The sequence below is a fragment of the Streptomyces sp. NPDC024687 genome (assembly GCF_055559055.1).
The window spans coordinates 1,037,939-1,064,033 of record NZ_JBVHLJ010000003.1 but is presented as its reverse complement, the minus strand read 5'-3'; the positions used below and the strand labels follow the sequence as shown (position 1 = coordinate 1,064,033).

The 26,095-nt window shown below is 69.0% G+C and carries 23 protein-coding genes; 8 read left to right on the top strand and 15 right to left on the bottom strand.

Features of this window, described 5'->3' with window-relative positions; translation table 11 throughout:
* Window positions 1–336: 336 nt before the first annotated feature.
* From ACZ39I_RS16670 to thyX, 3 genes are all read right to left on the bottom strand, one after another.
* Entirely contained in the window at window positions 337–2,022 is a 1,686-nt protein-coding gene (locus ACZ39I_RS16670) for a ribonuclease J (protein ID WP_467245090.1), read from the bottom strand.
* A 154-nt stretch (window positions 2,023–2,176) separates the two neighbouring features.
* A complete protein-coding gene (gene dapA / locus ACZ39I_RS16665) occupies window positions 2,177–3,076 on the bottom strand; it encodes a 4-hydroxy-tetrahydrodipicolinate synthase (protein WP_467245089.1) in 900 nt (299 codons plus the stop codon).
* Between the two features lie 211 nt (window positions 3,077–3,287).
* Window positions 3,288–4,028 carry an FAD-dependent thymidylate synthase gene (gene thyX, locus ACZ39I_RS16660; RefSeq protein WP_403664405.1) on the bottom strand — a complete coding sequence of 247 codons (741 nt, stop codon included), beginning with the start codon at window positions 4,026–4,028 and terminating at the stop codon, window positions 3,288–3,290.
* 175 nt (window positions 4,029–4,203) lie between these two features.
* Between thyX and ACZ39I_RS16655 the strand changes: the two genes are divergently transcribed.
* Both ACZ39I_RS16655 and ACZ39I_RS16650 read left to right on the top strand, forming a co-directional pair.
* A complete protein-coding gene (locus tag ACZ39I_RS16655; protein ID WP_467245088.1) occupies window positions 4,204–4,446 on the top strand; it encodes a hypothetical protein in 243 nt (80 codons plus the stop codon).
* A 91-nt stretch (window positions 4,447–4,537) separates the two neighbouring features.
* Window positions 4,538–5,092: a hypothetical protein gene (locus ACZ39I_RS16650; protein WP_467245087.1), complete on the top strand. Its 555-nt coding sequence runs from the start codon at window positions 4,538–4,540 to the stop codon at window positions 5,090–5,092.
* Between the two features lie 70 nt (window positions 5,093–5,162).
* Here the strand turns inward: ACZ39I_RS16650 and ACZ39I_RS16645 are convergent, their stop codons facing one another.
* From ACZ39I_RS16645 to eccD, 6 genes are all read right to left on the bottom strand, one after another.
* Window positions 5,163–5,618 carry a hypothetical protein gene (locus tag ACZ39I_RS16645; protein ID WP_467245086.1) on the bottom strand — a complete coding sequence of 152 codons (456 nt, stop codon included), beginning with the start codon at window positions 5,616–5,618 and terminating at the stop codon, window positions 5,163–5,165.
* Entirely contained in the window at window positions 5,618–6,370 is a 753-nt protein-coding gene (gene dapB / locus ACZ39I_RS16640; protein ID WP_451476929.1) for a 4-hydroxy-tetrahydrodipicolinate reductase, read from the bottom strand. Before dapB ends, ACZ39I_RS16645 begins: the two co-directional genes overlap by 1 nt.
* A gap of 58 nt (window positions 6,371–6,428) precedes the next feature.
* Window positions 6,429–7,808: a M16 family metallopeptidase gene (locus ACZ39I_RS16635; RefSeq protein ID WP_393604468.1), complete on the bottom strand. Its 1,380-nt coding sequence runs from the start codon at window positions 7,806–7,808 to the stop codon at window positions 6,429–6,431.
* Window positions 7,805–10,027, bottom strand: a complete 2,223-nt coding sequence (locus tag ACZ39I_RS16630) for a polyribonucleotide nucleotidyltransferase (RefSeq protein WP_403664393.1) — start codon at window positions 10,025–10,027, stop codon at window positions 7,805–7,807. The genes ACZ39I_RS16635 and ACZ39I_RS16630 overlap by 4 nt, the downstream gene beginning before the upstream one ends.
* Window positions 10,028–10,338: 311 nt before the next feature.
* Complete coding sequence (gene rpsO / locus ACZ39I_RS16625; RefSeq protein ID WP_030945091.1) at window positions 10,339–10,626, bottom strand: 30S ribosomal protein S15; 288 nt, start codon at window positions 10,624–10,626, stop codon at window positions 10,339–10,341.
* Between the two features lie 253 nt (window positions 10,627–10,879).
* Entirely contained in the window at window positions 10,880–12,343 is a 1,464-nt protein-coding gene (gene eccD / locus ACZ39I_RS16620; RefSeq protein ID WP_467245085.1) for a type VII secretion integral membrane protein EccD, read from the bottom strand.
* Between the two features lie 262 nt (window positions 12,344–12,605).
* On the opposite strand from eccD, the gene eccCa reads away from it, so the two are divergent.
* From eccCa to ACZ39I_RS16605, 3 genes are all read left to right on the top strand, one after another.
* Entirely contained in the window at window positions 12,606–16,544 is a 3,939-nt protein-coding gene (gene eccCa / locus ACZ39I_RS16615; protein WP_467245084.1) for a type VII secretion protein EccCa, read from the top strand.
* 66 nt (window positions 16,545–16,610) lie between these two features.
* Window positions 16,611–16,790, top strand: coding sequence for a hypothetical protein (locus tag ACZ39I_RS16610; RefSeq protein WP_467245083.1), 180 nt, complete (start codon window positions 16,611–16,613; stop codon window positions 16,788–16,790).
* A gap of 100 nt (window positions 16,791–16,890) precedes the next feature.
* The gene (locus tag ACZ39I_RS16605) at window positions 16,891–17,103 is read left to right on the top strand and encodes a hypothetical protein (RefSeq protein ID WP_467245082.1); all 213 of its coding nucleotides are present in this window, start codon (window positions 16,891–16,893) and stop codon (window positions 17,101–17,103) included.
* A gap of 67 nt (window positions 17,104–17,170) precedes the next feature.
* On the opposite strand, the gene ACZ39I_RS16600 is transcribed toward ACZ39I_RS16605, so the two are convergent.
* From ACZ39I_RS16600 to ACZ39I_RS16575, 6 genes are all read right to left on the bottom strand, one after another.
* Window positions 17,171–18,040 carry a hypothetical protein gene (locus ACZ39I_RS16600; protein ID WP_467245081.1) on the bottom strand — a complete coding sequence of 290 codons (870 nt, stop codon included), beginning with the start codon at window positions 18,038–18,040 and terminating at the stop codon, window positions 17,171–17,173.
* A 16-nt stretch (window positions 18,041–18,056) separates the two neighbouring features.
* The gene (locus ACZ39I_RS16595; RefSeq protein ID WP_467245080.1) at window positions 18,057–19,178 is read right to left on the bottom strand and encodes a heme oxygenase-like domain-containing protein; all 1,122 of its coding nucleotides are present in this window, start codon (window positions 19,176–19,178) and stop codon (window positions 18,057–18,059) included.
* Window positions 19,179–19,183: 5 nt separating this feature from the next.
* Window positions 19,184–20,437, bottom strand: a complete 1,254-nt coding sequence (locus tag ACZ39I_RS16590) for a putative T7SS-secreted protein (RefSeq protein WP_467245079.1) — start codon at window positions 20,435–20,437, stop codon at window positions 19,184–19,186.
* 63 nt (window positions 20,438–20,500) lie between these two features.
* Entirely contained in the window at window positions 20,501–20,788 is a 288-nt protein-coding gene (locus ACZ39I_RS16585) for a hypothetical protein (RefSeq protein ID WP_467245078.1), read from the bottom strand.
* Between the two features lie 111 nt (window positions 20,789–20,899).
* Entirely contained in the window at window positions 20,900–21,667 is a 768-nt protein-coding gene (locus tag ACZ39I_RS16580; RefSeq protein WP_467245077.1) for a hypothetical protein, read from the bottom strand.
* 274 nt (window positions 21,668–21,941) lie between these two features.
* Window positions 21,942–22,649 (bottom strand): DinB family protein, encoded by a 708-nt coding sequence (locus ACZ39I_RS16575; RefSeq protein WP_467245076.1) that lies wholly within the window; start codon window positions 22,647–22,649, stop codon window positions 21,942–21,944.
* Window positions 22,650–22,868: 219 nt separating this feature from the next.
* Here ACZ39I_RS16575 and ACZ39I_RS16570 point away from each other — a divergent pair, with 219 nt between their 5' ends.
* The 3 genes from ACZ39I_RS16570 to ACZ39I_RS16560 are packed head-to-tail and all read left to right on the top strand — an operon-like array spanning window position 22,869 to window position 26,058.
* Entirely contained in the window at window positions 22,869–24,596 is a 1,728-nt protein-coding gene (locus tag ACZ39I_RS16570) for a nucleic acid/nucleotide deaminase domain-containing protein (protein WP_467245075.1), read from the top strand.
* Between the two features lie 54 nt (window positions 24,597–24,650).
* Window positions 24,651–25,223, top strand: coding sequence for an SUKH-4 family immunity protein (locus ACZ39I_RS16565; protein ID WP_467245074.1), 573 nt, complete (start codon window positions 24,651–24,653; stop codon window positions 25,221–25,223).
* A gap of 4 nt (window positions 25,224–25,227) precedes the next feature.
* Window positions 25,228–26,058 (top strand): nucleic acid/nucleotide deaminase domain-containing protein, encoded by an 831-nt coding sequence (locus ACZ39I_RS16560; RefSeq protein ID WP_467245073.1) that lies wholly within the window; start codon window positions 25,228–25,230, stop codon window positions 26,056–26,058.
* The last annotated feature ends 37 nt before the right edge of the window (window positions 26,059–26,095 follow it).

Sequence of the window (26,095 nt, the reverse complement as noted above, 5' to 3'; positions counted from 1 at the left end):
GAGTTCTCAAGGAACGGACGCTTCCTTTGTACTCACCCTCTCGGGCTTTCCTCCGGGCAGTTTCCCTTCGGTCTTGCGTTTCCGACTCTATCAGACCGTTTCCGGTTCCGATTTCCTCGGTGCTTTCCAGGTTCCCGCTCTCGCGTTTCCCTTTCCGGCGGTTCCGACTTTATCAGAAGTTCTGAGTCGGAATTCCCGCCCCCTGGAGGTTCGCTCCGGAGCACGAAGCTGCCGAGTTCCCCCTCGGGCGGAGCCGTAAACGTACTGGAGCGGGGTGCCTCGATGCAAATCGAGGCACCCGCTCCTGGTTCACTCGGACGGGTGTCCGACGGTCCGTCAGACCTCCACCACCACAGGGAGGATCATCGGCCTGCGGCGATACGTGTCGGAGACCCACTTGCCGAGGGTCCGCCGCACCAGCTGTTGCAGCTGGTGGGGTTCGACCACGCCGTCCTGCGCCGAACGCTCGAGTACCTCGGTGACCCTCGGGATCACGTCGGCGAAGGCCGAGTCCTCGATGCCGGAGCCGCGCGCCTGGATGTGCGGGCCGCCTGTGATCTTCCCGGTGGACGAGTCGACGACCAGGAAGACCGAGATGATGCCCTCGTCGCCGAGGATCTTGCGGTCCTTGAGAGCCGGCTCGCCGACATCGCCGACCGAGAGGCCGTCGACGTAGACGTAACCCGCCTGGACCTTGCCCGCGATCTTCGCCTTGCCCTCGACGAGGTCGACGACCACGCCGTCCTCGGCGATGACGATGCGGTCGTGCGGGACGCCGGTCAGGGCGCCGAGCTCGGCGTTGGCGCGCAGGTGGCGCCATTCGCCGTGGACCGGCATCAGGTTCTTCGGCTTGCAGATGTTGTAGAAGTACAGGAGCTCGCCCGCGGACGCGTGGCCCGAGACGTGCACCTTGGCGTTGCCCTTGTGGACGACGTGGGCGCCCCAGCGGGTCAGGCCGTTGATGACGCGGTAGACCGCGTTCTCGTTCCCCGGGATCAGCGAGGACGCGAGGATGACCGTGTCGCCCTGGACGATCCGGATCTGGTGGTCGCGGTTCGCCATGCGGGACAGAGCCGCCATCGGTTCGCCCTGGGAGCCTGTGCAGACCAGGACCACCTCGTGGTCGGGGAGGTCGTCCAGGGTCTTGACGTCCACCACCAGGCCCGGCGGAACCTTCAGGTAGCCCAGGTCCCGCGCGATACCCATGTTGCGGACCATCGAGCGGCCCACGAAGGCGACCCGGCGGCCGTACTCGTGCGCCGTGTCCAGGATCTGCTGGATGCGGTGGATGTGGCTGGCGAAGCTGGCCACGATGATCCGCTTGCGTGCGTTTGCGAAGACCGTGCGCAGGACGTTGGAGATGTCCCGCTCGGGCGCCACGAAACCGGGAACCTCGGCGTTCGTGGAGTCGGAGAGAAGGAGGTCGATGCCTTCCTCGCTCAGACGTGCGAACGCGTGCAGGTCCGTGAGACGGCCGTCCAGCGGGAGCTGGTCCATCTTGAAGTCGCCCGTGTGGACGACCATGCCCGCCGGCGTGCGGATGGCGACGGCGAGGGCGTCCGGGATCGAGTGGTTGACGGCGATGAACTCGCAGTCGAAGGGCCCGATGCGCTCGCGGTGTCCCTCCGCCACCTCAAGGGTGTACGGGCGGATCCGGTGCTCCTGGAGCTTGGCCTCGATGAAGGCCAGGGTCAGCTTGGAGCCGATCAGGGGGATGTCCGGCTTCTCCCGGAGTAGATAGGGGACAGCTCCGATGTGGTCCTCGTGACCATGGGTGAGGACGATGCCCTCGATGTCGTCGAGGCGGTCCCTGATGGACGAGAAGTCCGGCAGGATCAGGTCGATGCCGGGCTGTTCCTCCTCCGGGAACAACACCCCGCAGTCGACGATCAGCAGACGGCCGCCGAACTCGAAGACCGTCATGTTTCGGCCGATCTCGCCGAGACCGCCGAGTGGGGTGACCCGCAGGCCGCCCTCGGGAAGCGGCGAGGGCGGGGCCAGTTCAGGATGCGGATGACTCAAAAGACTCTCCTCAAACACGCGCGCCACGTACCGGTGGGGCACGTGGCGCGCGTGACGTTCGTGCGTGTAGCAGTTGTCGTTGTGGTGCGGGCACCGGTGGCCCGCCTATTCAGTTGTTGAGTCTGGTTGCGCGCCGGGCGCGCGAAGTCTGGTGCTAGAGCTGTACCCCGCCGGCGGCAAGATCGATCTTGAGCTGCTCGATCTCTTCGAGTGAGAGCTCGACCATGGGGGGGCGCAGGGGCCCCGCGGGGAGCCCCTGGAGGCTGAGCGCCGCCTTGGTCGTCATCACGCCCTGGGTGCGGAACATACCCGTGTAGACGGGAAGCAGCTTCTGGTGGATCTCGGCGGCCTTCTGTACGTCACCCGAGGTGAACGCCTCGACCAGGGCGCGCAGGTCCGGGGTGACGACGTGGCCGACGACCGAGACGAAGCCGACCGCGCCCACGGAGAGCAGCGGCAGGTTCAGCATGTCGTCGCCGGAGTACCAGGCGAGGCCGGAGCGGGCGATGGCCCAGCTGGCGCGGCCCAGGTCGCCCTTGGCGTCCTTGTTGGCGACGATCCGCGGGTGCTCGGCGAGCCGGACCAGCGTCTCGGTGCTGATCGGGACACCGCTGCGGCCCGGGATGTCGTAGAGCATGACGGGCAGCCCGGCGGCATCGGCGACGGCCTTGAAGTGGCGGTACAGGCCCTCCTGCGGGGGCTTGTTGTAGTACGGCGTCACGATCAGGAGGCCGTGTGCGCCCACTTCCTCGGCGGCCCGGGCCAGCTGGATGCTGTGGTGGGTGTCGTTGGTGCCGACGCCGGCGACGACGTGGGCGCGGTCGCCGACCGCCTCCAGTACGGCTCGTACCAGGTCCGATTTCTCCGCGTCACTGGTGGTGGGGGATTCGCCGGTGGTGCCGTTGATGATCAGGCCGTCGTTGCCTGCGTCCACCAGGTGGGTGGCGAGCCGCTGTGCGCCGTCGAGGTCGAGTGCGCCGTCCGCCGTGAAGGGCGTGACCATGGCGGTGAGGACCCGCCCGAAGGGGGTCTGCGGAGTGGAGGTCGGAGCCATGGGGAACACGCTACTCGTTGCTCAAGGCGGGGTCTGCCCTAGGGGGACGGGAAAAGTCAGGACAAATGCGGAGCCCGGCACTGCCTGCTCGGGGGTTCAAGCAGTGCCGGGTCCGTTTGATCAGGCTAGATGAACTTCTCCAAATGCCGCAATACGGACACTTCGCTCGATGGGCCCGTACATCTGTGCCCCGCGGGTACGCAGGAGCCCGTTACGGCGCCACACGCCCGTTCGCATTGAAGGCTGCGTAGGTGAGCGGCATGAGCTTGGCCCACTCCGCCTCCATCTTCTCGCCGACCATCTCGATCTCCCGCTGCGGGAAGGACGGCACCTTCGCCTGTTCGTGCTGGGTGCGCAGACCGAGGAAGTGCATGAGCGAGCGGGCGTTGCAGGTGGCGTACATCGAGGAGAACAGGCCGACGGGCAGGACCGAACGGGCGACCTCGCGGGCGACGCCCTGCGCGAGCATCTCCTGGTAGGCGCGGTACGCCTGACGGTACGACTCCTCCATGGCGCTTCCGACGGACGCGTGCTGCTCGGGGGTACCCTCCACGAAGACGTACTTGCCGGGGCGACCCTGCTGAACGAGCTTGCGGTCCGGGCCGGGGACATAGAAGACGGGCTGGAGCTCCCGGTAGCGGCCGGACTCCTCGTTGTACGACCAGCCCACGCGGTGCCGCATGAACTCGCGGAAGACGAGGATCGGGGCGCTGATGAAGAAGGTCATGGAGTTGTGCTCGAACGGGCTGCCGTGCCGGTCCCGCATGAGGTAGTTGATCAGCCCCTTGGAGCGCTCCGGGTCCTTGTTCAGCTCGTCCAGGGACTGCTCTCCGACGGTCGACACCCGGGCGGCGAACAGCACGTCGGAGTCGGCCGCGCTGTGCTTGACCAGTTCGACGGTGACGTCGTCGCGCAGCTCGATCTTGAAATCGTCGTCGGGGGTGGGGCTCACGGTTCGGGGGGTCCTTCCCAGCTCGTCGTATGGCGACGCCACTCTACGGCGCCCCAAACGGGACTTTCACTGGCGTGACCGAGTTAAGTCGGTGAAAACGGGCACCTTTTGCGGCGACCGCTCGTCTGTACAGACAGCAGCGATTCGTTCGATCCCCGAAGGGAGAAGTACCCCCATGCTGTTGCGTCGGCGCGAACCCGTTCCGTTCGCCTTTCTCGCCGAAGCCGACAGGTTCCGCAGCAATGTCACTCCTCCGCCCCGTGAGCGGGTGTCCGCCGGTGAGATGGCCGGGCGCTGGCTGACGGGACTCACCATCGTCGCCGGGCTTGTGGGCTCCCTGGTTCTCGGGATGCCGGCGCTGTCACAGGATCAGGCCCCCGCGCAGACACAGCAGTCCCAGGCCTCCCAGGGACACTGACTCGGACGGGCCCCCGCAGGTGGCCCGTGGGGACACCGGCGGATAACCTCACCGGGCACAGCCCACCGCTTGGATCGAGTGAGGACCCGCCGTGCCCCTGCCCTTCCTGACGGCCGACCGCGTATTCGAGGCGCCGGACGACGCCGCGCTGCCGTTCGACAACCGTGACCGCTGGCGGCGCCCTTACCGGCCCGGCCCGTGGCGGGTGGGCGTGGCGGCGCTTCTTCTCCTGCTCGCCTCGTACGTGTTGTTCGCCGCGGTGATCATCGCGCTGACCGACTCGCCGACCGAGGCCGCGGTGGTGCTCGGCATCGCGGTGCTCGTCATCGTGGGCGCGCTGCGGCTGCTGCGCATGGGCGTGTGGGTGAGTGCCCGCGGAGTGCGACGGGTGGGCTTCCTGTTCACTCGTACGGTGTCCTGGGAGCAGGTCGTGGCCGTGCGGACGGCTCAGCAGCCGGTGCGCTGGCTCGGACTGCCGCGCACGGTGCAGGGGCAGGCCCTGACTCTCGTACGGCAGGGTCGGGGGCCGGAGGATCTGCCGCCGCTGCTGACCACGCACAACGCGGACTTTTTCGCGCGCGGCCAGGCGTTCGACCGGGCCGCGGACGCGGTGGAGGCCTGGGCGGCGGAGCACGCCCGGGGCTGACCCGGGCGGGTGGACACGAAGAAGGGGGCCGGTCCGCATCAGGACCGGCCCCCTTCGACGTGCCGGGACCTCAGAGCTGCTGGACGGGCCTGCCGTCGTGCAGCGCTATCGCGCGCTGCATGGCCTTGCGGGCCCGTGGGGTGTCGCGGGCGTCGTGGTAGGCCACGGCGAGGCGGAACCAGCTGCGCCAGTCGTCGGGGGCCGCCTCCGTCTCGGCCCTGCGCTTGGCGAAGACCTCGTCGGCCGAGTCGCGGTCGATCCGGCCGCCGGGTGTGCGCTTGAGCTCGTCGACGGGCAGGCCGCCCTCGGCGTCGAGCTCGGCGGCGAGCGCGTTGGCCCGGCGGACGAACTGGGTGTTCTTCCACAGGAACCACAGGCCGATCACCGGCAGGACCAGCACGGCTACGCCGAACGTGACCGTGACGAGGGTGCCGGACTGGATCAGCATGACGCCGCGGCTGCCGACCAGGACGAAGTAGAAGACGAGGACGGCGGCCGTGACGGCGTAGGACAGCTTGGCGCGCATCAGCCCAGGTCCAGGAAGTTCTCCAGGCCGAAGGTCAGGCCCGGGGTCGTGACCACTCGGCGCGCGCCGAGCAGGATGCCCGGCATGAAGCTGCTGTGGTGGAGGGAGTCGTGGCGGACCGTCAGGGTCTCGCCCTCACCGCCGAGCAGGACCTCCTGGTGGGCGAGGAGACCGCGCAGGCGGACGGCGTGGACGGGAATCCCGTCGACGTCCGCGCCGCGCGCCCCGTCCAGGGCCGTCTCGGTGGCGTCCGGAGCCGGGGCCGTGCCCGCCGCGCGCCGGGCCTCGGCGATGAGCTGGGCCGTGCGGGTGGCGGTGCCGGACGGGGCGTCGACCTTCTTGGGGTGGTGCAGCTCGACGACCTCGACGGACTCGAAGTACGGCGCGGCGATCTGCGCGAACTTCATGGTGAGGACGGCCCCGATGGAGAAGTTGGGAGCGATGAGCACGCCCGTCTCCGGGGACCTGGCGAGCCAGCCGTTCAGCTGCGCGAGGCGCTCGTCGGTCCAGCCCGTCGTACCGACGACGGCGTGGATGCCGTGGCCGACGCAGTACTCGAGGTTGTCCATCACCGAGGCCGGCGTGGTCAGTTCGACGGCGACCTGGGCGCCGGACTCGGCCAGGGTCTCCAACTTGTCGCCCCGGCCGAGGGCGGCCACCAGCTCCATGTCCTCGGCGGCTTCGACGGCCTTGACCGCCTCGGCGCCGATCCGGCCCTTCGCTCCGAGGACCGCCACGCGCAGCTTGCTCATCTTCTTGCTTCCTTAACCGAAACAGCCGAAAAACCGAAACAGCCGAAACGAACGGGGATCAGGCCACGGCCTCGTGCAGTCGGGCCGCCTGCTTGTCCTTCAGCGGGCCGATGACCGACAGCGACGGGCGCCGTCCCAGGATCTCGCGGGCGACCGCGCGCACGTCGTCCGGGGTGACCGACGCGATGCGGGTCAGCATGTCGTCGACGGACATCTGCTCGCCCCAGCACAGCTCGCTCTTGCCGATGCGGTTCATCAGCGCGCCGGTGTCCTCCAGGCCCAGGACCGTGGAGCCCCTCAACTGGCCGATGGCGCGGCCGATCTCGTCGTCCGAGAGGCCGTGTTCGGCGACCTGGTCGAGTTCGTCGCGGCAGATCTTCAGTACGTCGTGGACCTGCGAGGGCCGGCAGCCGGCGTACACGCCGAACAGGCCGCAGTCGGCGAAGCCGGAGGTGTACGAGTAGACGCTGTACGCCAGTCCGCGCTTCTCCCTGACCTCCTGGAAGAGGCGGGACGACATGCCGCCGCCGAGCGCGGTGTTCAGCACGCCGAGGGCCCAGCGGCGCTCGTCGGTGCGGGCGAGGCCGGGCATGCCGAGGACGACGTGGGCCTGTTCGGTCTTGCGGCCGATCAGCTCGACGCGGCCCGCGGTGCGCAGGGCGCGCCTGCCGTCGCGGGGCGCGATGGGCGTGGCGTCGGGGCTCTTGAGGGCGCCGGACTTCTCGAAGGCGGCGCGGACCTGCCGTACGACCTTGTCGTGGTCGACGTTGCCCGCGGCCGCGACCACGAGGTGCGTCGGGTCGTAGTGCTTCTTGTAGAAGCGGCGGATGCGGTCGGCGGTCAGGGCGTTGACGGTGTCGACCGTGCCGAGGACCGGGCGGCCGAGGGGGTTGTCGCCGAACATGGTGTGCGCGAACAGGTCGTGCACGCAGTCGCCCGGGTCGTCCTCGGTCATCGCGATCTCCTCGAGGATCGCGCCCCGCTCGACGTTGACGTCCTCTTCGAGGATGAGGGAGCCCGTGAGCATGTCACAGACCACGTCGATGGCGAGCGGCAGGTCGGCGTCGAGCACGCGCGCGTAGTAGCACGTGTACTCCTTCGCCGTGAACGCGTTCATCTCGCCGCCGACCGCGTCGATGGCGGAGGAGATGTCCAGGGCGCTGCGCTTCGCGGTGCCCTTGAAGAGGAGGTGCTCCAGGTAGTGCGTGGCGCCGTTCAGTGACGGCGTCTCGTCGCGGGAGCCGACGTGCGCCCAGATGCCGAAGGTCGCGGAGCGGACCGAGGGGAGGGTCTCGGTGACGATGCGCAGGCCACCGGGGAGGGTGGTCTTGCGGACGGTGCCGATGCCGTTCTCGCCCTTGATCAGGGTTTGGGTACGGGCGACGGCCCGCGCCTCCGAAGAGGTGCGGGCCGTCGCCTTGGAGCTACGGGACGTCACTGGTCGGCGTCGTCCTTCTTCTCGTCGGAGGAGCCTTCCTCGCCCTCGATCACGGGGATCAGGGAGAGCTTGCCGCGGGAGTCGATCTCGGCGATCTCGACCTGGACCTTGGCGCCCACGCCGAGCACGTCCTCGACGTTCTCGACGCGCTTGCCGCCGGCCAGCTTGCGGATCTGCGAGATGTGCAGCAGACCGTCCTTGCCGGGGAGCAGCGAGACGAACGCGCCGAAGGTGGTCGTCTTCACGACCGTGCCCAGGTAGCGCTCGCCGACCTCCGGCATGGTCGGGTTGGCGATCTGGTTGATCGTGGCGCGGGCTGCCTCGGCCTGCGAGCCGACCTGGGCACCGATGTAGATGGTGCCGTCGTCCTCGATCGTGATCTCGGCGCCGGTGTCCTCCTGGATCTGGTTGATCATCTTGCCCTTGGGGCCGATGACCTCACCGATCTTGTCCACGGGGATCTTGACGGTGATGATCCGCGGGGCGTTCGGGGACATCTCGTCCGGCGTGTCGATCGCTTCCATCATCACGTCGAGGATGTGGAGGCGGGCGTCACGGGCCTGCTTGAGAGCGGCCGCCAGGACGGAGGCGGGGATGCCATCCAGCTTGGTGTCGAGCTGGAGGGCGGTGACGAACTCCTTGGTGCCGGCGACCTTGAAGTCCATGTCGCCGAAGGCGTCCTCCGCACCGAGGATGTCGGTGAGGGCGACGTAGTGCGTCTCGCCGTTGATCTCCTGGGAGATCAGGCCCATGGCGATACCGGCGACGGGGGCCTTCAGCGGCACACCGGCGTTCAGCAGCGACATGGTGGAGGCGCAGACCGAGCCCATGGACGTCGAGCCGTTGGAGCCGAGGGCCTCGGACACCTGACGGATCGCGTAGGGGAACTCCTCGCGCGTCGGCAGAACCGGCACGATGGCGCGCTCGGCGAGCGCGCCGTGGCCGATCTCGCGGCGCTTCGGGGAGCCGACGCGGCCGGTCTCGCCGACGGAGTACGGCGGGAAGTTGTAGTTGTGCATGTAGCGCTTGCGGGTCACCGGGGAGAGGGTGTCCAGCTGCTGCTCCATGCGGAGCATGTTGAGGGTGGTGACGCCCAGGATCTGGGTCTCGCCACGCTCGAACAGCGCGGAACCGTGCACGCGCGGGATGGCCTCGACCTCGGCGGCGAGCGTACGGATGTCCGTCAGCCCACGCCCGTCGATGCGCGTCTTCTCCTTGATCACGCGCTCGCGGACCAGCTGCTTGGTGAGCGAGCGGTACGCGGCGGAGATCTCCTTCTCGCGGCCCTCGAACTCCGGGAGCAGCTTCTCGGCGGCCAGACCCTTGACGCGGTCCAGCTCGGCCTCGCGCTCCTGCTTGCCGGCGATGGTCAGCGCGGAGGCGAGCTCCGGCTTGACGGCGGCGGCCAGCGCCTCCAGGACGTCGTCCTGGTAGTCGAGGAAGATCGGGAACTCGCCGGTGGGCTTGGCGGCCTTCGAGGCGAGGTCGGCCTGAGCCTTGCACAGCACCTTGATGAAGGGCTTCGCGGCTTCCAGACCGGCGGCGACTACATCCTCGGTCGGGGCCTCGGCGCCGCCCTTGACCAGCTGGATGGTCTTCTCGGTGGCCTCGGCCTCGACCATCATGATCGCGACGTCGCCGTCCTCCAGGGTGCGGCCCGCGACGACCATGTCGAAGACGGCGTCCTCGAGCTCGGAGTGCGTCGGGAAGGCCACCCACTGGCCGTTGATCAGCGCTACGCGGACGCCGCCGATCGGACCGGAGAAGGGCAGGCCGGCCAGCTGCGTGGACGCGGAGGCGGCGTTGATCGCCACGACGTCGTACAGGTGGTCGGGGTTGAGCGCCATGATCGTGGCGACGACCTGGATCTCGTTGCGCAGGCCCTTCTTGAAGGAGGGGCGCAGCGGGCGGTCGATCAGCCGGCAGGTGAGGATGGCGTCCTCGGAGGGGCGGCCCTCACGGCGGAAGAAGCTGCCGGGGATCTTGCCGGCGGCGTACATCCGCTCCTCGACGTCCACCGTCAGGGGGAAGAAGTCGAGCTGGTCCTTGGGGTTCTTGGAGGCGGTGGTGGCCGACAGCACCATGGTGTCGTCGTCCAGGTACGCCACGGCGGAGCCGGCGGCCTGCTTCGCGAGGCGGCCCGTCTCGAAGCGGATGGTGCGGGTGCCGAAGGTGCCGTTGTCGATGACGGCCTCGGCGTAGTGGGTCTCGTTCTCCACTGGGGTGTTCTCCGTTACTTTTCGTCTGCGTTCGTCTTTGTCCCGATCCGCCCGTGTGGCGGGGGGACGTGCGCGGAGAAGCGCTCCGTCTGGTGCGGGCCGGTCTTCGATCGAAGCACCCGGGTTCGCAAGGCCCGGGGGCCACTACCGAGGACCGGCGGCGGCGAGGTGCACTTCTCCTCGTGATACTGCGTTGTGCTACCACACTACAAAGTGGGTGTGACACCGCGCACGTTTCCGTACGTACGATGCGCACGTACGGCAAAGGGAGCGGCCCCCGATCGTTTCGGGAACCGCTCCCCCACGGCGTTCTACTTGGCGCCCGCCGCACCGCGGCGGATGCCGAGGCGGTCGACCAGCGCACGGAAGCGCTGGATGTCCTTCTTCGCCAGGTACTGGAGAAGACGACGGCGCTGACCGACCAGGATCAGCAGACCACGACGGGAGTGGTGGTCGTGCTTGTGGGTCTTGAGGTGCTCGGTCAGGTCCGAGATCCGGCGCGAGAGCATCGCGACCTGGACCTCGGGGGAGCCGGTGTCGCCCTCCTTCTGGCCGAACTCGGTGATGATCTGCTTCTTCGTAGCGGCGTCGAGCGACACGCGTACTCCTCGTAGTCTCTTGGGTAGCCACCGAGTGCCCCTGGTCCACTTCTCAGGGGAGCTTCCGTTACTCGGGAGGCGGGGTCCGCTGGGCGCGGCCTCCAGAGCGGTGAGCTCCGGGGGTGCGTACACAAACGGCCATCAGCCAGGGTATCAGCCCGGCGGCAGTGCCCCGGCCCACGCCTGCGTCGTACACATGACGCGGCGGCTGCCACCCATGTGGGTGACAGCCGCCGTGACGGGTGCGGGAGCGTCAGCTGGTCATGCCGCGCGCCGCCGCGTACAGGTCGAGGACCGCGAGGCAGAGCGGGACGAGGGAGAGGAGCACCGCGCCCTCGCTCAGGTCGAGCATCCGGCCCCAGAACGGGGTGACGCCCTTGCGCGGCACGATCAGGGCCACGGCCACCAGGAGCGTGGCACCCAGGGCGACCGCGGCGGCGAGCCAGACGGTACGGATGTCCAGCGGAACGCTGTTGTGGTTGTAGACGAGCTCTTCGATGACGTCGGTCGGCGGGTTCAGGGCGAGGCCGAGCACCAGCAGGCTGACGGTGACGACGCCCGAGACCATCAGGGTCACGACCTGGGACGTGTACAGGAAGAGCCGGGCCCGCATCAGCAGGGACAGGCCGGCCGCCAGCGACAGCAGCTGGGCCCAGCCGCTGGTGGAGAAGCCGAGCACCACACCGGCGGAGGCGACGCCGCCGATCGCGCAGCCGCCGACGAGGCCGAGCAGCAGTTCGTGACCGCGGCGGGCCTGGTCGGTGATGAGCTGGTAGTCGACCGGCTCCTGCTCCTGCTGGTCCTCGGCGCGGCCGCGCTTGGCGATCTGGTCGGGCGAGCGGAAGCCGATGGGCAGCCGGGAGAAGCGGGCGGACCAACCGGGCAGGAAGCCGATGACGGCGACCATGACCACGGCGGTGACGGCGGCGGTCTCACGCGGCTCGGCCTCGGTGACGATCGCGGTGAAGGTGGCGAGGACGCCGACGCCGGAGGCGAACGCGACGGCGATGAAGGGCGCGTCGTTCTGGGGCAGCATCAGCACCAGCAGCACCGAGGCGACGAGGACCACGGCGAAGGCGATGAGGAGCTGCAGCCGTCCGGGACCCTCGCCCGCGTCGAGGCCCATGATCCCCGAGCCGCCCACCAGCAGGTGCGGCAGCGAGGCGATGCCGAGGGCCACGGCCGCGTGGTGGTCGTCGTAGACCCGCGCGCGTACGGCCGCGAGGGCGACCAGGACGATGCCGGTGACGCCGGCGATGACGCCCGGCAGACCGTTCATGTCGTGGCGCAGCGGCTCCGAGAACCACAGCGCCAGCGCCATCATGGTCAGCAGGAGCGCGCCGGCGGTCAGGCCGATGACGCGCATCATGCCGTCGTTCCAGCTGCGCCGGTCGGCCTCGACGGCCGCGGCCACGGCGTCGACGACGTCGTCGAAGACGGCGGGCGGCAGCGAGTCCGCGAACGGCCGCAGAAGCAGCAATTCGCCATCGCGTATCTGCTGTTCGGAGAGCGAGCGGCCGTCATCGAGGACGGAGCCGTCCCTGCGTACGAGGTTGTACCCGGTCGGAGCGGCCTCTTCGGGAGTCTGTCCCGACAGCCGCAGGATCTCCGGGTAGACGTCAGAGAGCGGCACGTCCTCGGGAAGTGCCACATCGATCCGGCTGTTCGGTGCCGCCACCGTGACCCGGCAGAATCCGGTTGCTGAAACCGTACTCACCTGACGGTTCCCCCTAGTCCAGTACTCGGTGATTCGTCGCGGTTTGCCAGGGCGATTCCCGCTCCGCGCTTGGTTTGGAGCGTCACCCTACCGTCCCCTTGCGGCATCTCCTCATCCCCTATCGGCTCAACGGCCCCGCAGAACAGTAGGATCAACGCCCGACTCATGAGTGGGCTGAGCCCCATGGGTCGACGAACGTTACGGGGGCCGTCACGACGGGGGCGGTTTCGACATTGCGACTGCGTGAAGGACTGGTGGATCGGTGAGCGTTGTCATCGTCAAGCGCCCGCCGCGGGTTTACCCGCCGGAGGTGCCGAGTGAGGAGGTCAAGCTCGAGTCCCCTCCCGAACTCCCTCGTACCGAGGACGACAGCCTGCTGATGAACCTGCTGCCCATGCTGGGCATGGGGTCGTCGGCGGCGTTCTTCTTCATGCCCGGTGCCCAGGGCTTCATGAAGATCATGGGCATGATGATGATGGCGTCCACGGTCGCCATGCTGGTCGCCCAGATAGTGCGGGCGCGCAAGGGACCCTCCGGTCAGATGGCCGAGGCCCGCCGCGACTACCTCAAGTACCTGGCGCAGAAGCGCCGTGAGGTGCGGCGCACGGTGCACAAGCAGCGGGACGCGCAGTACTACCTGCACCCGGCGCCCGAGCAGCTGTGGGCGCTGGTCGCCGAGGGCTCGCGGCTGTGGGAACGCCGTTCCACGGACCCGGACTTCGCGCAGGTGCGCATCGGCCTCGGCCCGCAGCAGCTGGCGACGCCGCTGGTCGCCCCCGACACCGCCCCGGTGGACGAGCTGGAGCCGCTGACCGCCCACGCGATGCAGCAGTTCATCGCGAGCTACGGCACGCTGGGCGACCTCCCGCTGGCGATCGGGCTGCGTTCCTTCTACCACGTGACGATCTCCGGCGACGCCGAGACGGTCTACGGCCAGACCCGGTCCGTGGTCGGCCAGTTGGCCTCGCTGCACTCGCCCGAGGACGTGGTGATCGCGGTCGTGGCCTCGCCGGGCGCGGCGGTGGACTGGGAGTGGACGAAGTGGCTGCCGCACATGCAGCACAAGGAGTCCGACGGTGCCGGCAGCCGCCGTCTGCTCTGCTACGACCTCGGCGAGCTGGAGGAGATGATCGCCCACCAGCTGGAGGGCCGCCCCCGCTGGAGCCGGGACGGTTCGCCGGTCCTCGACCAGCCGCACGTGGTCGTCGTCCTCGACGGCGGCGGGGTGCCCGCGGACTCGGTGCTCGCCTCGGCGGAGGGCCTGCAGGGCGTGACCATCCTCGAGGTGGTGCCCGGTGAACTCGACGAGGCGCGCGGCTCGTTGTCGGTGCGGGTGTGGCCCGAGGCCATGGAGCTGGAGGCGGGCACGGGTGTCTTCACCGGTGTCCCCGACGTGCTGTCGCAGGCGCAGGCAGAGTCGCTGGGCCGGCAGCTCGCGCCGCTGCGTCTGGGTGCCGCCGACGCGGACGAACCGCTGCTGGCGAACCTGGACTTCACCGACCTCATGCAGATCGGTGACGCGGCGAGCGTGGACGTCTCGCGCACCTGGCGGCCGCGCACCCTGCACGAGCGGCTGCGGGTGCCGATCGGTCTGGGCGAGAGCGGCGACCCGGTCATGCTGGACCTCAAGGAGGCCTCGCAGGAGGGCATGGGCCCGCACGGTCTGTGCGTCGGCGCCACCGGTTCCGGTAAGTCGGAACTGCTGCGCACCCTGGTCCTCGGCCTCGCGGTGACCCACTCCTCCGAGACGCTCAACTTCGTCCTCGCGGACTTCAAGGGTGGTGCCACCTTCACCGGCATGGGTTCCATGCCGCACGTCTCCGCGGTCATCACCAACCTGGCCGACGAGCTCACCCTCGTCGACCGCATGCGCGACTCCATCACCGGTGAGCTGAATCGCCGTCAGGAACTACTGCGGCAGGCGGGCAACTACCAGAACATCACCGACTACGAGAAGGCCCGTGGCGCCGGTGCCGCGCTCGAACCGCTGCCCTCGCTCGTCCTGATCATCGACGAGTTCAGCGAACTCCTCGCCGCCAAGCCGGACTTCATCGAGATGTTCATCCAGATCGGCCGGATCGGCCGTTCGCTGGGTGTGCACATGCTGCTCGCCTCGCAGCGTCTGGAGGAGGGCAAGCTGCGCGGCCTCGACACCTTCCTGTCGTACCGCATCGGTCTGCGCACCTTCTCGGCGGCCGAGTCCCGTACGGCGATCGGCGTGCCCGACGCCTACCACCTGCCGAACGTTCCCGGCGCGGGTATCCTCAAGTACGACACCGAGACGATGGTGCAGTTCAAGGCCGCGTACGTGTCGGGCACCTACCGGCCGAACGGGCCGATGGCGCAGGGCGGCGGGCGGATCGACCGCTCCCCCGTGCTGTTCACCGCGGCGCCGGTGCCGGTGCGCATCCTCACCGAGCCGGAGCCGGAGACCCGCAGCGCCCAGGTCGACGACGCGCTCGCCGACACCGTCCTCGACGTCATCGTCAGCCGCCTGGACGGTCAGGGTCCGCCCGCCCACCAGGTGTGGCTGCCGCCGCTGGACGAGCCGTTCAGCCTCGACCAGGTGCTGCCCGCCCTCAACATCAGCCCGGAGCGCGGTCTGCACGCCGAGGGCTACCACCTCCAGAGCAAGCTGACCGTGCCGGTCGGCCTGGTCGACAAGCCCTTCGAGCAGCGCCGTGACGTGATGTACGCGGACCTGTCGGGCAGCGCCGGTCACGCGCTGATCGTGGGCGGTCCGCAGTCCGGCAAGTCGACGCTCGTGCGCACCATGATCACGTCGTTCGCGCTCACCCACACCCCGGCCGAAGTGCAGTTCTACGCCCTCGACTTCGGCGGTGGCGGCATGCTCGCGCTGGAGAACCTGGCCCACATGGGCGGCGCGGCCTCCCGTCTGGACCAGGAGAAGGTGCGTCGTACGGTCGCGGAGGTGCACGGCATCCTGAGCGCCCGTGAGGAGTTCTTCCGCTCCAAGAGCATCGACTCCATGAACACCTTCCGCTCCCGCCGGGCGCAGGGGCACTACCCCGACCAGCAGTGGGGCGATGTCTTCCTGATCATCGACGGCTGGGCGACGTTCAAGAACGACTACGAGATGCTCGACCCGGTCATCGCGGACATCGCGACCCGTGGTCTCGGCTTCGGCATTCACCTGATCATCACCGCGACCCGGTACACCGAGATGCGGCCCGCGCTGCGCGACCAGATCCTCAGCCGGCTCGAACTGCGGCTCGGTGACGCGATGGAGTCGGAGTTCGACCGCAAGCGGGCCGAGAACGTGCCGATGGGCAAGCCCGGCCGCGGTCTGTCCCCGGACAAGCTGGACTACCTCGCCGCCACGCCCCGGATCGACGGGTCGACGCAGGTGGAGGACCTCGCCGACGGCATGGCGAACCTCGTGCAGAGCGTCAACAGCGCCTGGCAGGGCCCTACGGCCCCGAAGGTGCGGATGCTGCCGACGATGCTGCCCGCGTCCGAGCTGCCCGGCGGCGGCGACTTCGGCAGCCGCGGTATCGCGGTCGGTGTCGACGAGCTCACCCTCTCGCCGGTCTTCGTGGACTTCGAGACCGACCCGCTGTTCGTCGTCTACGGCGAGAGCGAGTCCGGCAAGTCCTCGCTGCTGCGGTTCATGGCCAAGCAGATCTCGGAGCGGTACCAGCCCAACAAGGCGCTGTTCGTGGTCTCGGACTTCCGGCGCGCGCTGCTCGGCCAGATGCCCGAGAGCCACATGTACAAGTACTGCGCCTCGGGTCCGCAGCTCCAGGAGGTCATGGAGTCGCTGGCCGGCTCGATGAGCCGCCGGATGCCGGGCCCGGACGTGACGCCGGACCAGCTGCGCAACCGCTCCTGGTACAACGAGCCGGACGCGTTCATCTTCATCGACGACTACGACCTCGTCGCCTCGTCGATGGGCAACCCGATGTCGGTGCTCCTGGAGTACCTGCCGTTCGCGCGTGACCTGGGTCTGCGCATCATCCTGGCCCGCACCACGTCGGGTGCCTCGCGCTCCTCCTTCGAGCCGGTCCTCACCCGGATCAAGGAGCTCGGCGCGCAGGGCATCGTGCTGTCCGGCGACCCGTCGGAGGGCCCGGTGTTCAACAACATCAAGGCCGCCCCGATGCCTCAGGGCCGTGGCCAGTTCATTTCCCGCCGGTCGAGCGGGCAGCTCGTCCAGACGGGATACCTGCCGGAGAGCTGAGTCGGCTTGGCGGAGGGGCGGGCCGTGTCCGGGTCCGCCCCTCTTCAGTTCTGTGAGGGAACGCTCTTGCCGGGAGAGAAGCCGGCGGAGGCCGACTCCCGGCAGCGTTCCCTGTACGAGGCGACCGCGTATCTGCCCTTCCCGGACGGGCGGAACCTCGCGGTCGTCACGCTGACGACGACGGCTGTCGAGGCCCGGATTCCCGAGTCCGAGGTCGAGGCGTCCGTGCGCGCGGTCTTCGGCTGATCCCGGTGGAGTCAAACGCAGTGGACGTTCCCCTCACGAAGTCGGCTTACGAGGACCAGGCGACCCGGCAGGCCTGGCGCCGCACGGCCGCTGGCAGTCGGTGCCCGGGGCCGCCTCGATCGCGAAGAACGGCACCACCCGTTTCTCCTTCACGGACCCCGAACTCCCGGACTGGGTCCGGAAGGTCAGGTCGGGCGAGGTCGGCGAGGTGTGGTTCGCGGGCGACCCGCGTTTCCTGGGCGTCGTCGCCGTACCAGGACCGCGGCGGCTGTTCGGAGTGGCCCAGCGCAGGCCGGGGCGGTTGAGGGGCTGAGCGGTTGCGGGTACGGCGGTGGCGGCGTCCGGGGAGGGTGCCGCCACCGTCGTATGCGTGCTGCCTGTCAGAGCCGTGTGTCCAGGAGCTTGCGCAGTGGTGGGGAGAGTTCGTGCACGGGGGCACCGGCCGCCTGGGCACTGGTCAGTTCGTCGAGGTAGAGGCGGGCCTGCCGGGACAGTTCCCGCTGGCGTCTGCCGAGGCGGTGGCCGACCACCCACGTCCAGATGCCGAGGCCGATGAGCAGTACGGCCGCGTACGCCGCGGGCAGGTCCTTGACCACGGCGTAGCCCACGCCGACTGCTCCGGCGACGACGAGGGTCCAGCCCGCCTCGTCGTGCCAGCCTCCGTGGTCGGCGATCCGCTCGTACTCCTCGACCTCGGCCGGCTTGGGCGGCGGCACGACGGAGGTGGCCCGGGCACCGCTGGGCGGCCCCCCGGCCGGCGCGGCGTACGACGGCAGCGGGGCCACGTCGAGTTGACCACCGCCGCGGCCCGTCAGCCACGCGGGCACGTAGGTCACGGGCGCGCCGTGCGCCAGCGCCGCCGCGAGGACGTGGCGGTATCCCTCCAGGAAGGGGTGGCGGAGTTTGCGCCTGCCCTGGAGATTGACCACAACGAACGCGGCCAGCGCCAGGACCAGTACGGCGACCGGGGGTGCCACGGCGACGACCATGTCGTCCGGCTTGCGGGAGGCGACCCACACCAGCCAGACGATGCCGACGGCGGTCGCCAGGGAGCCGGCCCAGACAAGCCCTCCGCGCGCGACTCGGCGCAGGGATGCCTCGTGTTCGGCGAGGGTCCGTCCGACCGTCTCGTCGTCGAAGTAGTCGTAGCCGTACGTGCTGCCGAAGTCCCGTACGGCGACGGCGAGTCGGGGATCCGCCGACAGCGCGCGGGCGCCGATCGGCAGAAGGCGGTCGGAGTTCACGTTCATGCTGGAACCGCCTCCGCTATCCGAACACGGAGTCGCCCGGCCCGCGCACCGTGCGGGTGCACGGGGCGACGACCTCGACGACGAGCCGCTGCCGGCCATGGATCAGTGTGACGTTGACACGGTGGCCCGAGCCGCTGTCCGCGGCCAGGGACACGCTCTCCCCCGGTGTCCCCGCCAGCTTGAGCCAGCCCTGACCCTGGAAGACCGCGTCCAACCGGCCCACTGCGGAGGCGAGTTGCTCGTCCGGGACACCGTCGATCTGCCAGCGATGGCAGGCCGTGCACACCGTCGTCAGGCCCTTGGACCAGCAGTCGGCGCAGGTCACCGAGGTCACCGCGTTGCCCTCGTCCATCCTGCCCCGCACACCGAGGCCGTCCAGGACCCGGCTGGAGAAGGAGTAGAGCTCCTGGACCATGGCCGGTTCGGGTGTCACGTCCGGGACCGGCTGGGCCTGGGAGAGCGCGGCCTCCATCGCGGCCTGCTCCTCCGTCGCCCAGTCCAGGGTCCGGACGATCGTCGCGAAGAGCTCCGAGTAGAAGTCCCAGTCCTCCATGCAGGGCGTGGAGAGCTCGAACGCCAGCAGGTCCGCGTTGTTGGGCAGCGGGATGTAGACCTGTATCTGTCCGCGCGGCACTTCCAGGGGCTCGCCGGTGGGAGAGGCCTCGGCGGCCAGGGTGAAGGGGGCCTGGCCGATCCGTACGACGGCCCGGGCGTCACCCTTGCCGGAGGGCAGGGTGCTGATCCGGACGTCGTCGTCGGGGTAGGCGCGCTGGAGGCCGGTGAGGGCCTCCGAGAGCACGTCCTCGGCGGTGATGTCGTGCAGCGGCATCCGGTACACGGCGACGGTGGCGGTGCTGGGGCGGCCGTCGAAGTCCAGGTTGCAGAAGCCCGCGTACACCGCTCCCGCGTCCCGCAGATCGTCGAGGAGGCCGGCGTAGGTGACGAACATACGGAACCGGTCCTGGTCCGTGCCGCCCGGCAGGACCTTCTGGACCGTCGCGTAGAGCTGCTCGCCCGCCTCCTCGACGTCGTCCGTCCCCAGGGGGAGTTCGTGGAAGAACGGTGGGACCACCCATCCCACGTGGAGCCCTGGCTTCTCCGCCTCCGTGGCCGGGGCGGCAGTGGTGAGTTCGGTCATGACGCTCAGGCCGCCAGGGTCTGGTGGAACTTGTCACCCGAGGCCGGCCACGGCATCGTCGTGACCTCGGGGGTGGGCCGGGGCTGGCCGGTGGCCGGGGCCGGCTGGGTCGAGACCGCGGGCTGGCTGCTGCCGCCGTCGTCCCCGCCGAAGAGCAGGTGGCCGATGCCGAAGCCGGTGGAGAAGCCCTTGACGCCGCCGGTGATGAGCGACGGGTCGACGGCCTTGCCGAACTTGCCCAGTCCCCAGTTGATGACCTTCGTGCTCATGGGGTTCTTGATCTGGTTCATCATCGTCCTGGCGCCGGAGGCGATCGCCCCGGCTTCCCGCGCTCCGGTGAAAAGCGCCTTGCCTCCGGAGAACAGCGCCTTGCCCGCGCCGCCGACACCGGGGATCACACCGAGCGCGTCAAGACCGACCTTCCACATCGGGGCGCCGCCCATCCAGTGTCCGGCCATCGCCGCGCCGGCGAACGCCACCGAACCCGCGCCCAGGATGGCCGAGGCGACCTGACCACCGACCGGGATGACGTTGACGACGATGGCGGCGGCGGCGAGCGCGGCGGAGATCGTCGAGAACAGGTCCGCGTTGTCGATCAGGAAGTTCTTGAAGCCGTCCCAGGCGCCCTTCAGGCCACTCGTGATCTTGTCCCAGATGCTGATGTCCGGCGGCCGGTTCCTGGCGGCCTCGCGGATGGCCTTCTCGGCCTTCGCGGCCTGTTCTTCCCAGTACTTGCGCAGTGCCTCGGCGTTCTGGATGAGGAGCTTGAGGTCGGTCGCGGCGTCCTGGGCCGCGCGCGTGGCGGAGTCGGCCTCCTCCGAGAGGGCCTTGGCCTGCTGCTCGGTGAGCTGCTGGAACTGCGCGCCCTCGATCTTGACGTTGACCCGTTCGACGTCGTCGTTCTTCTGGTCGAGCCGCTTGCGGGCCTCGACCGCACGCTCCTCGAGGTTCTTGGCCTGGCGCTGCATGGTCTCGAGTTCGTCGTGCCAGCCCTTGAGCGCCCTGGAGCAGGCGTTCATCGACTCGTGGCCCTGCTGAAGGTACTTGGGCAGTTCGCCGACCTTGTCCTGGAACTTCTTGGCGGCCTCGCCGTCCCAGATCCCGTCCGTCTTGCCGATGCCGACGAGCATCTCGCGCATCTCGTCGAGCTCGTCGCCGACCGTCTTGACGTCGTACGCCAGCGACTCGATCGTGTGCAGGTCGCCCTTGGCCGGGTTGAACGTCAGCCCGGGCCAGCCGGCATCGTCGAACATCCCCATCGTCTTCTCCCCGTTGTGTGCGTATGCCTGTGCGTGTACGAATTGTCGGAGCGGTGGTACGGGCTACTTCTGACTGAAGCCCTTCTGCAAATCCTGGTCGGTCGTCTGGTACGACTCGAGCGTCTTCTGCAGGCCTTCGTGGAGCTGCTTGGCGCCGTCGGCGATCCGCTTGATGCCGTCGCCCCAGTCGTCCTGGAAGCCGTCGCAGGCGTTGTCGAGACCGTCCGTGCCCAGACCCTTGGGACCGACCTTGTTCAGCCGCTCCTGGGCGCCGCGCATGCGGTCGTCCACCTGGTCCAACCTGTTGATCAGGGTCTTCATACGATCGACATTGATCTGGAAATCCGCCATCGCCGTGTGCCTCCCCGTAGCGTGATCGGTGATCGCCGGTCAGACTATCGGAGCAGTAACTTTCGGCCTACCTACCGGCGTTCGCTGTCGCCAATTTGTGGCGTGCACATGCTATGCGCGGTCCCATACGTGCAGGACGGCCTGCGCGTATGCCAGCCGGTGGTCCAGCCGGGGTGAGGCGAGACGGTACTTACGGCCCGTCTGGTACTCGATGACGGTTTCCGGCCCACCCGAGTGACGCCACCGCGTCCACGTCGGGGGTTCCATCTCCCAGGCGGCCTCCTTCTTCGCCTCGCCCTTCTCGCCGAGGAGCAGCCAGATCGCGCCCTGCGCGGCCATGACCGCCCAACACACGAAGTACAGCGGCGAGATCAGTACGAACACCGCCCACGCCTTCCGGGTGCCGACCTCGCCGGCCAGCGGTTCGCCGCCCTGAGCGGGTTGCACACTCCAGTGCACGCGCCGCGGCCACGGCAGGGTCCGTCCGCCGCGCCGGGTGATCCTGCCGATCGGGGCGCCGTCACCGCCGTAGACCTCGTAGACGCCGGGGCCTACGGAGCGCACCGAGCTGAGCGGCTCGCCGTCGGGGCCGCTCACGGTGAACGGCGGCCGGGCACTGCGTCCGCCCTTGGGGGCGTCCTGGGGGACGTGGACGTACGCGAGCGGTTCGCCGTTCGTGCCGGGGCCGGCCTGGCGGATGGTGACGGTCTGCTCCCCCGGCTTGACCTTGTCGTACTTGTGCAGCCTCTTGTTGGGGACCTCGATGAGGGTCTCCGCCGGAGCGTGCGCCTGCCCGTGCGGGTTCGGGGTCTGCGGTGGGTACTGCGGCTGCCCCTGCGGTTGAGCCTGCGAGGCCCATTCCTGGCTGCTGTGATTCATGGCCGTCCAACTGTCGATGCCGTTGACGATGACGATCGACAGACTCTCAAAACCCGGTCGACGATGTCGCGGGGGCGGTCGGCGCCAACCGATCCGGGAACGACTCGTCCACAGAACATCCACGAGACTTTCCCCGTCGGCTTTCAGGCTCCCGTGCGATCGCGTTCACGGCCACAGCCTGCGGCACACCGTGGCATCCGGGAACGACCGGTGCGCGGCCGATACGGCACGCCGGGACACGGACGTGGCGGCGTCACCGCCGCTGTCCGGCAGCCTAGAACCGGGCCTGCCACAAGTCGCGGAGCAGCGAGATCTCCGCCATGTGGTGGATGAGTTCCAGGTTGGATCCCCACAGCACGGCGATGTACGGGTCGTCGGGGGCGGAGCCGTAGGGGTACTGCGAGAAGCCGACCGTGTCGAGCTGTTCCTCCGTCACCTTGCCGACGTCCTCGCGCCAGCGGTCGAGCAGTGACCAGAACCGGTCGAGGGCAAGAGCGGCCGAGGGCGTGAAGTCGACCAACTGCTTGGGGTCCGTACGGCGTTCACCGAAGGTCCACTCCCACTCGCCCGCGAAACAGGAGTGCAGGTGGCCGAGTCGCCACGCGATGGTCGTGACCGGGCTGACGTCGGGATCCACCGGGCCGGTGTGGGCGAGGACCTCCTCGACCCGTTCGACGCTGACGCTCCAGTCCTCGGCGATCTTGGCGACGCTCATGCCGTCGGCGGCCTGCCGGGCGACCTCGGCGTACTCCCCCGCCGGGATGTCCGGGGCACCCTGGTCGAGCAGCCACTCGCCGGGACCGTACGCCCTTGGGGTCACCGCCTCGCTCCGGCGCCGGATCGACCAGCAGCCGGGCACCGGCTCCCACAGGAACTCCTCGTCGCCGAGCCCTTCCAGCCGTACCTGCGCCCGCTCCCTGACGCAGTCGAACTGGTCCAGCAGTACACCCAGACGGTCGGTGCGTATGCGGTCGTTCCCCATGCCCGGCTCCCCTCGCGGTCGCGCGGCCCTCCACGCTCTCGCGGAGGCTAACGGCTTCCCCCGCACGGGCGCGACGGATTTCCGCCCCCGGCGGCCACCGTGCGGGAGGAAGGTCTGCGCCAACTGGGCTCCAGATCCGGTCATGTGAGTCAGCGTCAACTTGTTCCACGATTCGTTCAAAGTTAAGTTCTTCGAAGTAACTTTCGAACGGGGGCCCTTGTGGGTGTTGTCCTGCCGAGCGAGCTGGATGCGGCCCTGGACCTGATAGGCATCAGCTGGCCCAATGTCGACGAGGACGACTACCGCGACATGGCCCAGGCCATGCGGGAGTTCGCCGACGACATCGACGACGGAGCCGCCGACGCCCATGCGGCGATCGCCGATCTGATCGGGACCAACGAGGGTCTGGCGATCCAGGCGCTGGAGAAGCACTGGGACCTCGTCAAGGGCACGCACCTGACCAACCTCGCCGAGGCGGGGCGGATGGCGGCGACCGCGCTGGACGGGGTGGCCGTGCTGATCGAGGGCGCCAAGCTGGCGGCCATCGTGCAACTGGGCATCCTGGCGGCCGAGATCGTGGCGGCGATCGCCGCGGCCCCCGTCACCCTGGGCCTGTCGACACTGGGCGGCATCGCGGGGACCCAGGCCACCCGGATCGCGGTCAAGCGCATCTTCGAAGAGGTCTGCGAAGAGGTCGTCTCGCGCGTGATGGACGTCGCGATGGGCCCGGTCTACCAGGCGCTCGGCAACATGGCCGGAGACCTGGTGGTCCAGATCGGCGGCAACGCGCTCGGCACCCAGCACGGTGTCGACCTCGGCCAGACCGCGAAGTCGGGCCGGGAGGGCTTCGGCGAGGGCGTCGACGCCGCGAAGTCGGGCGGCATGCAGCTCGCGAGTGCGGGCGGGAGCTCCGGCGGGTCGATGCAGCTGGCCGGCGCGGACGGCGGAGGCGGCTCGGGCAGTTCGGGCGGTGGCGGCGGCCAGTTCAGCATGGACCTGGAGTCCTACGACCGGGCCGGCACGCAGCTCAAGGGCGCGGGCGGCAAGATCCGCGACGGGGCGGGCGGCAAGCTGTCGCGCGCCAAGTCCACGCACGGCCGCACCAAGGGCAAGGACGCGATCGCCGACGCCGCCAACGCCATGCTGGACCAGGTCATCGACGGCATCGAGAAGGGCGTCAAGCGGTCCGCCTCGCACCTCGACGAGAACATGACCGGCGGCCTGAAGCAGATGGCCAAGCGCCACCGGGACAACGACGACGAGACCGCCTTGTCCCTCAAGCAGCTCCAGAAGGGCAATGACGGCAAGACGCCCATGTACCTCATGGGGGACGACGGAACGCTCAAGCGGCTGAGGACGGACGGCGGGACCGACAAGCTGAACCAGGAGGACCGGGACCGCATCGGCCTGCGGCTCGACGGCGACAACGCCGGACGACCGCTGCCGGGCGAGGCGAACCTCAAGCTCCAGGGCAAGGAGCGGCCGCGTCCTCTCAGCAATTCGACCCAGGTGGAACTCGGGAGCACGCCGCTGTCCCAGGCCGTCCAACTGGCCCGCCACTCGGACAAGAGCTACGGCAATCACAAGCAGGTCAACGGGCAGGACAAGTTCGAGAGCAACAACTACGCCGCGGCGCGCCTCAACAGCAACAAGCAGGACGACGGCGACTTCATCCTGGTCGCGCGCAGTTCGGGATTCCGTCACTCCGAGCGCATGATCGGCTTCCCGGTCCTCCGGGACGGGGCGGGCGGTCGCATGACCGAGCTGTACACGGAACGAGCCCCCTGTTCGTCCGCACCGAACTGCAGCGCGTGGATGAGGGAAAGACTTTCACACGTCGATGTCACCCACAGTATCGATTACGGAAACACAAAGGAATCCAGAGCCCAGGGAAACGCGGAAATGATGAATTACCTGGATCGACTCAAGGTGAACCGGGGCAAATAGCGTACGTGCTAGCATCGAGCACTCCTCTCATTCGCAAGGCAGGCAGGTCACTGGATGACACCCCCCATCGACCGGGCAACCCTGGAGTCCGAGTTCGGCCCGGAAGAGCTCACCACGTATTCCGCCGTGGTGGTGGCGGTCATCCAGCACGAACCGAGCGCGCGCTTCCTTCGTGACGTCGGCATTCCGGCCCGCCCCAATCCCTGGTTCGACCTGGTGGACGGGACTCCGGAGCAGGTGAGGACGCTCGGCGACTGCTACGCCGACCTGCGCGAGCGGTGGACCGACCTGCCCGAGGGCGCCGAGGGCTGGCTTCTCCTCGGCATGGTCCCGTACGACGACATCGCTCTCGACGGGGTTACCGGGACCGTCTACTGCCTCCCCGGCGACGAGTCCGAGATCTATCCGCTGAACAAGGACATCAATTCTTTCGCCCATTTCCTGTACCTGCTGGAGAAAGAGCGTCCCCATTACGACTTCGAGTCGGAACTGGAGTCGCTCGATCCGGAGGGAGCGGCGCGACGGCTCACCGGACAGATGAGGGAAATCGATCCGGCCGCGCTGGAAGTGGGTCATTCCCGGTGGCACGACATTCTCGAATATGTCGCCGAACCCGAGGCGAGGTAGGGCGATGAACGACAGCGATATCCGGCAGTTCGGGACCGGTGCGGTCACCGACCCGGCCGGCGCCCCCGAGAGCGTCCGGCGGCTCGCGCAGCTCGCCCTCCCCCTGGCGGTCGGACCGTACTTCGCGACGGCCGAGTCCGACCCCCTGCTGCTGCAGGAATTCGCGCAGTCCGTCGGCCGTACGGTCGTGCTGGACGAGTGCCGGCAGTGGGCGCGGCTCGGCTCCGACCGCGGGTTCGAGATCTGCGCCGATCACGAGGGGGTCGTACGGGCCGTACTCCTCGACTGGACCGAGGAGTCGAGGTTCGTGAACGCCACTCCGGAGGCGTTCGCCCAGTCGCTCGTCGCGCTCGACCAAGCCCTCGCCGCGATCCTCGGCACCGACGAGCCGCAGCAGGCGTCCGCCGCGTACGCGGAGCTGGAGCAGCGGCTGCGGACCCTCGATCCCCGGGCGTTCGAGGGGCGGGAGCACTGGTGGCCGCTCGTCCTGGACGACATCCGGGACACCGCGAGCGCGGAGTGGTTCACCGCCTTCGAGATCGTGAACGACCAGGGCGAGAAGCAGATCGTCACGCAGGCCGGCGACATCGGCGTCCACCCGGAGGAGCGGTTGTGGGCCCGGCTGCGGGCCGCGGGCGTCGAGCCGGAGCAAGTGCTGCGTGTGCACACCGAGTTGGAGGCCTGCTTCCTGCCGGGCCACTACTGCGCGCTGTGGCTCGGACAGGTCTTCCCCGAGGCGCAGCTGACGCACAACTTCCCCTACGGGGAGACGGCGGAGTCCCGCGCGGAGGGCATCCGGCAGCTGCGCGAGGCAGCCGCCCAGGGCACCCAGTAGCCACAGCAGAGCGAAGCGAGGTTCCTGGTGGAGGGGA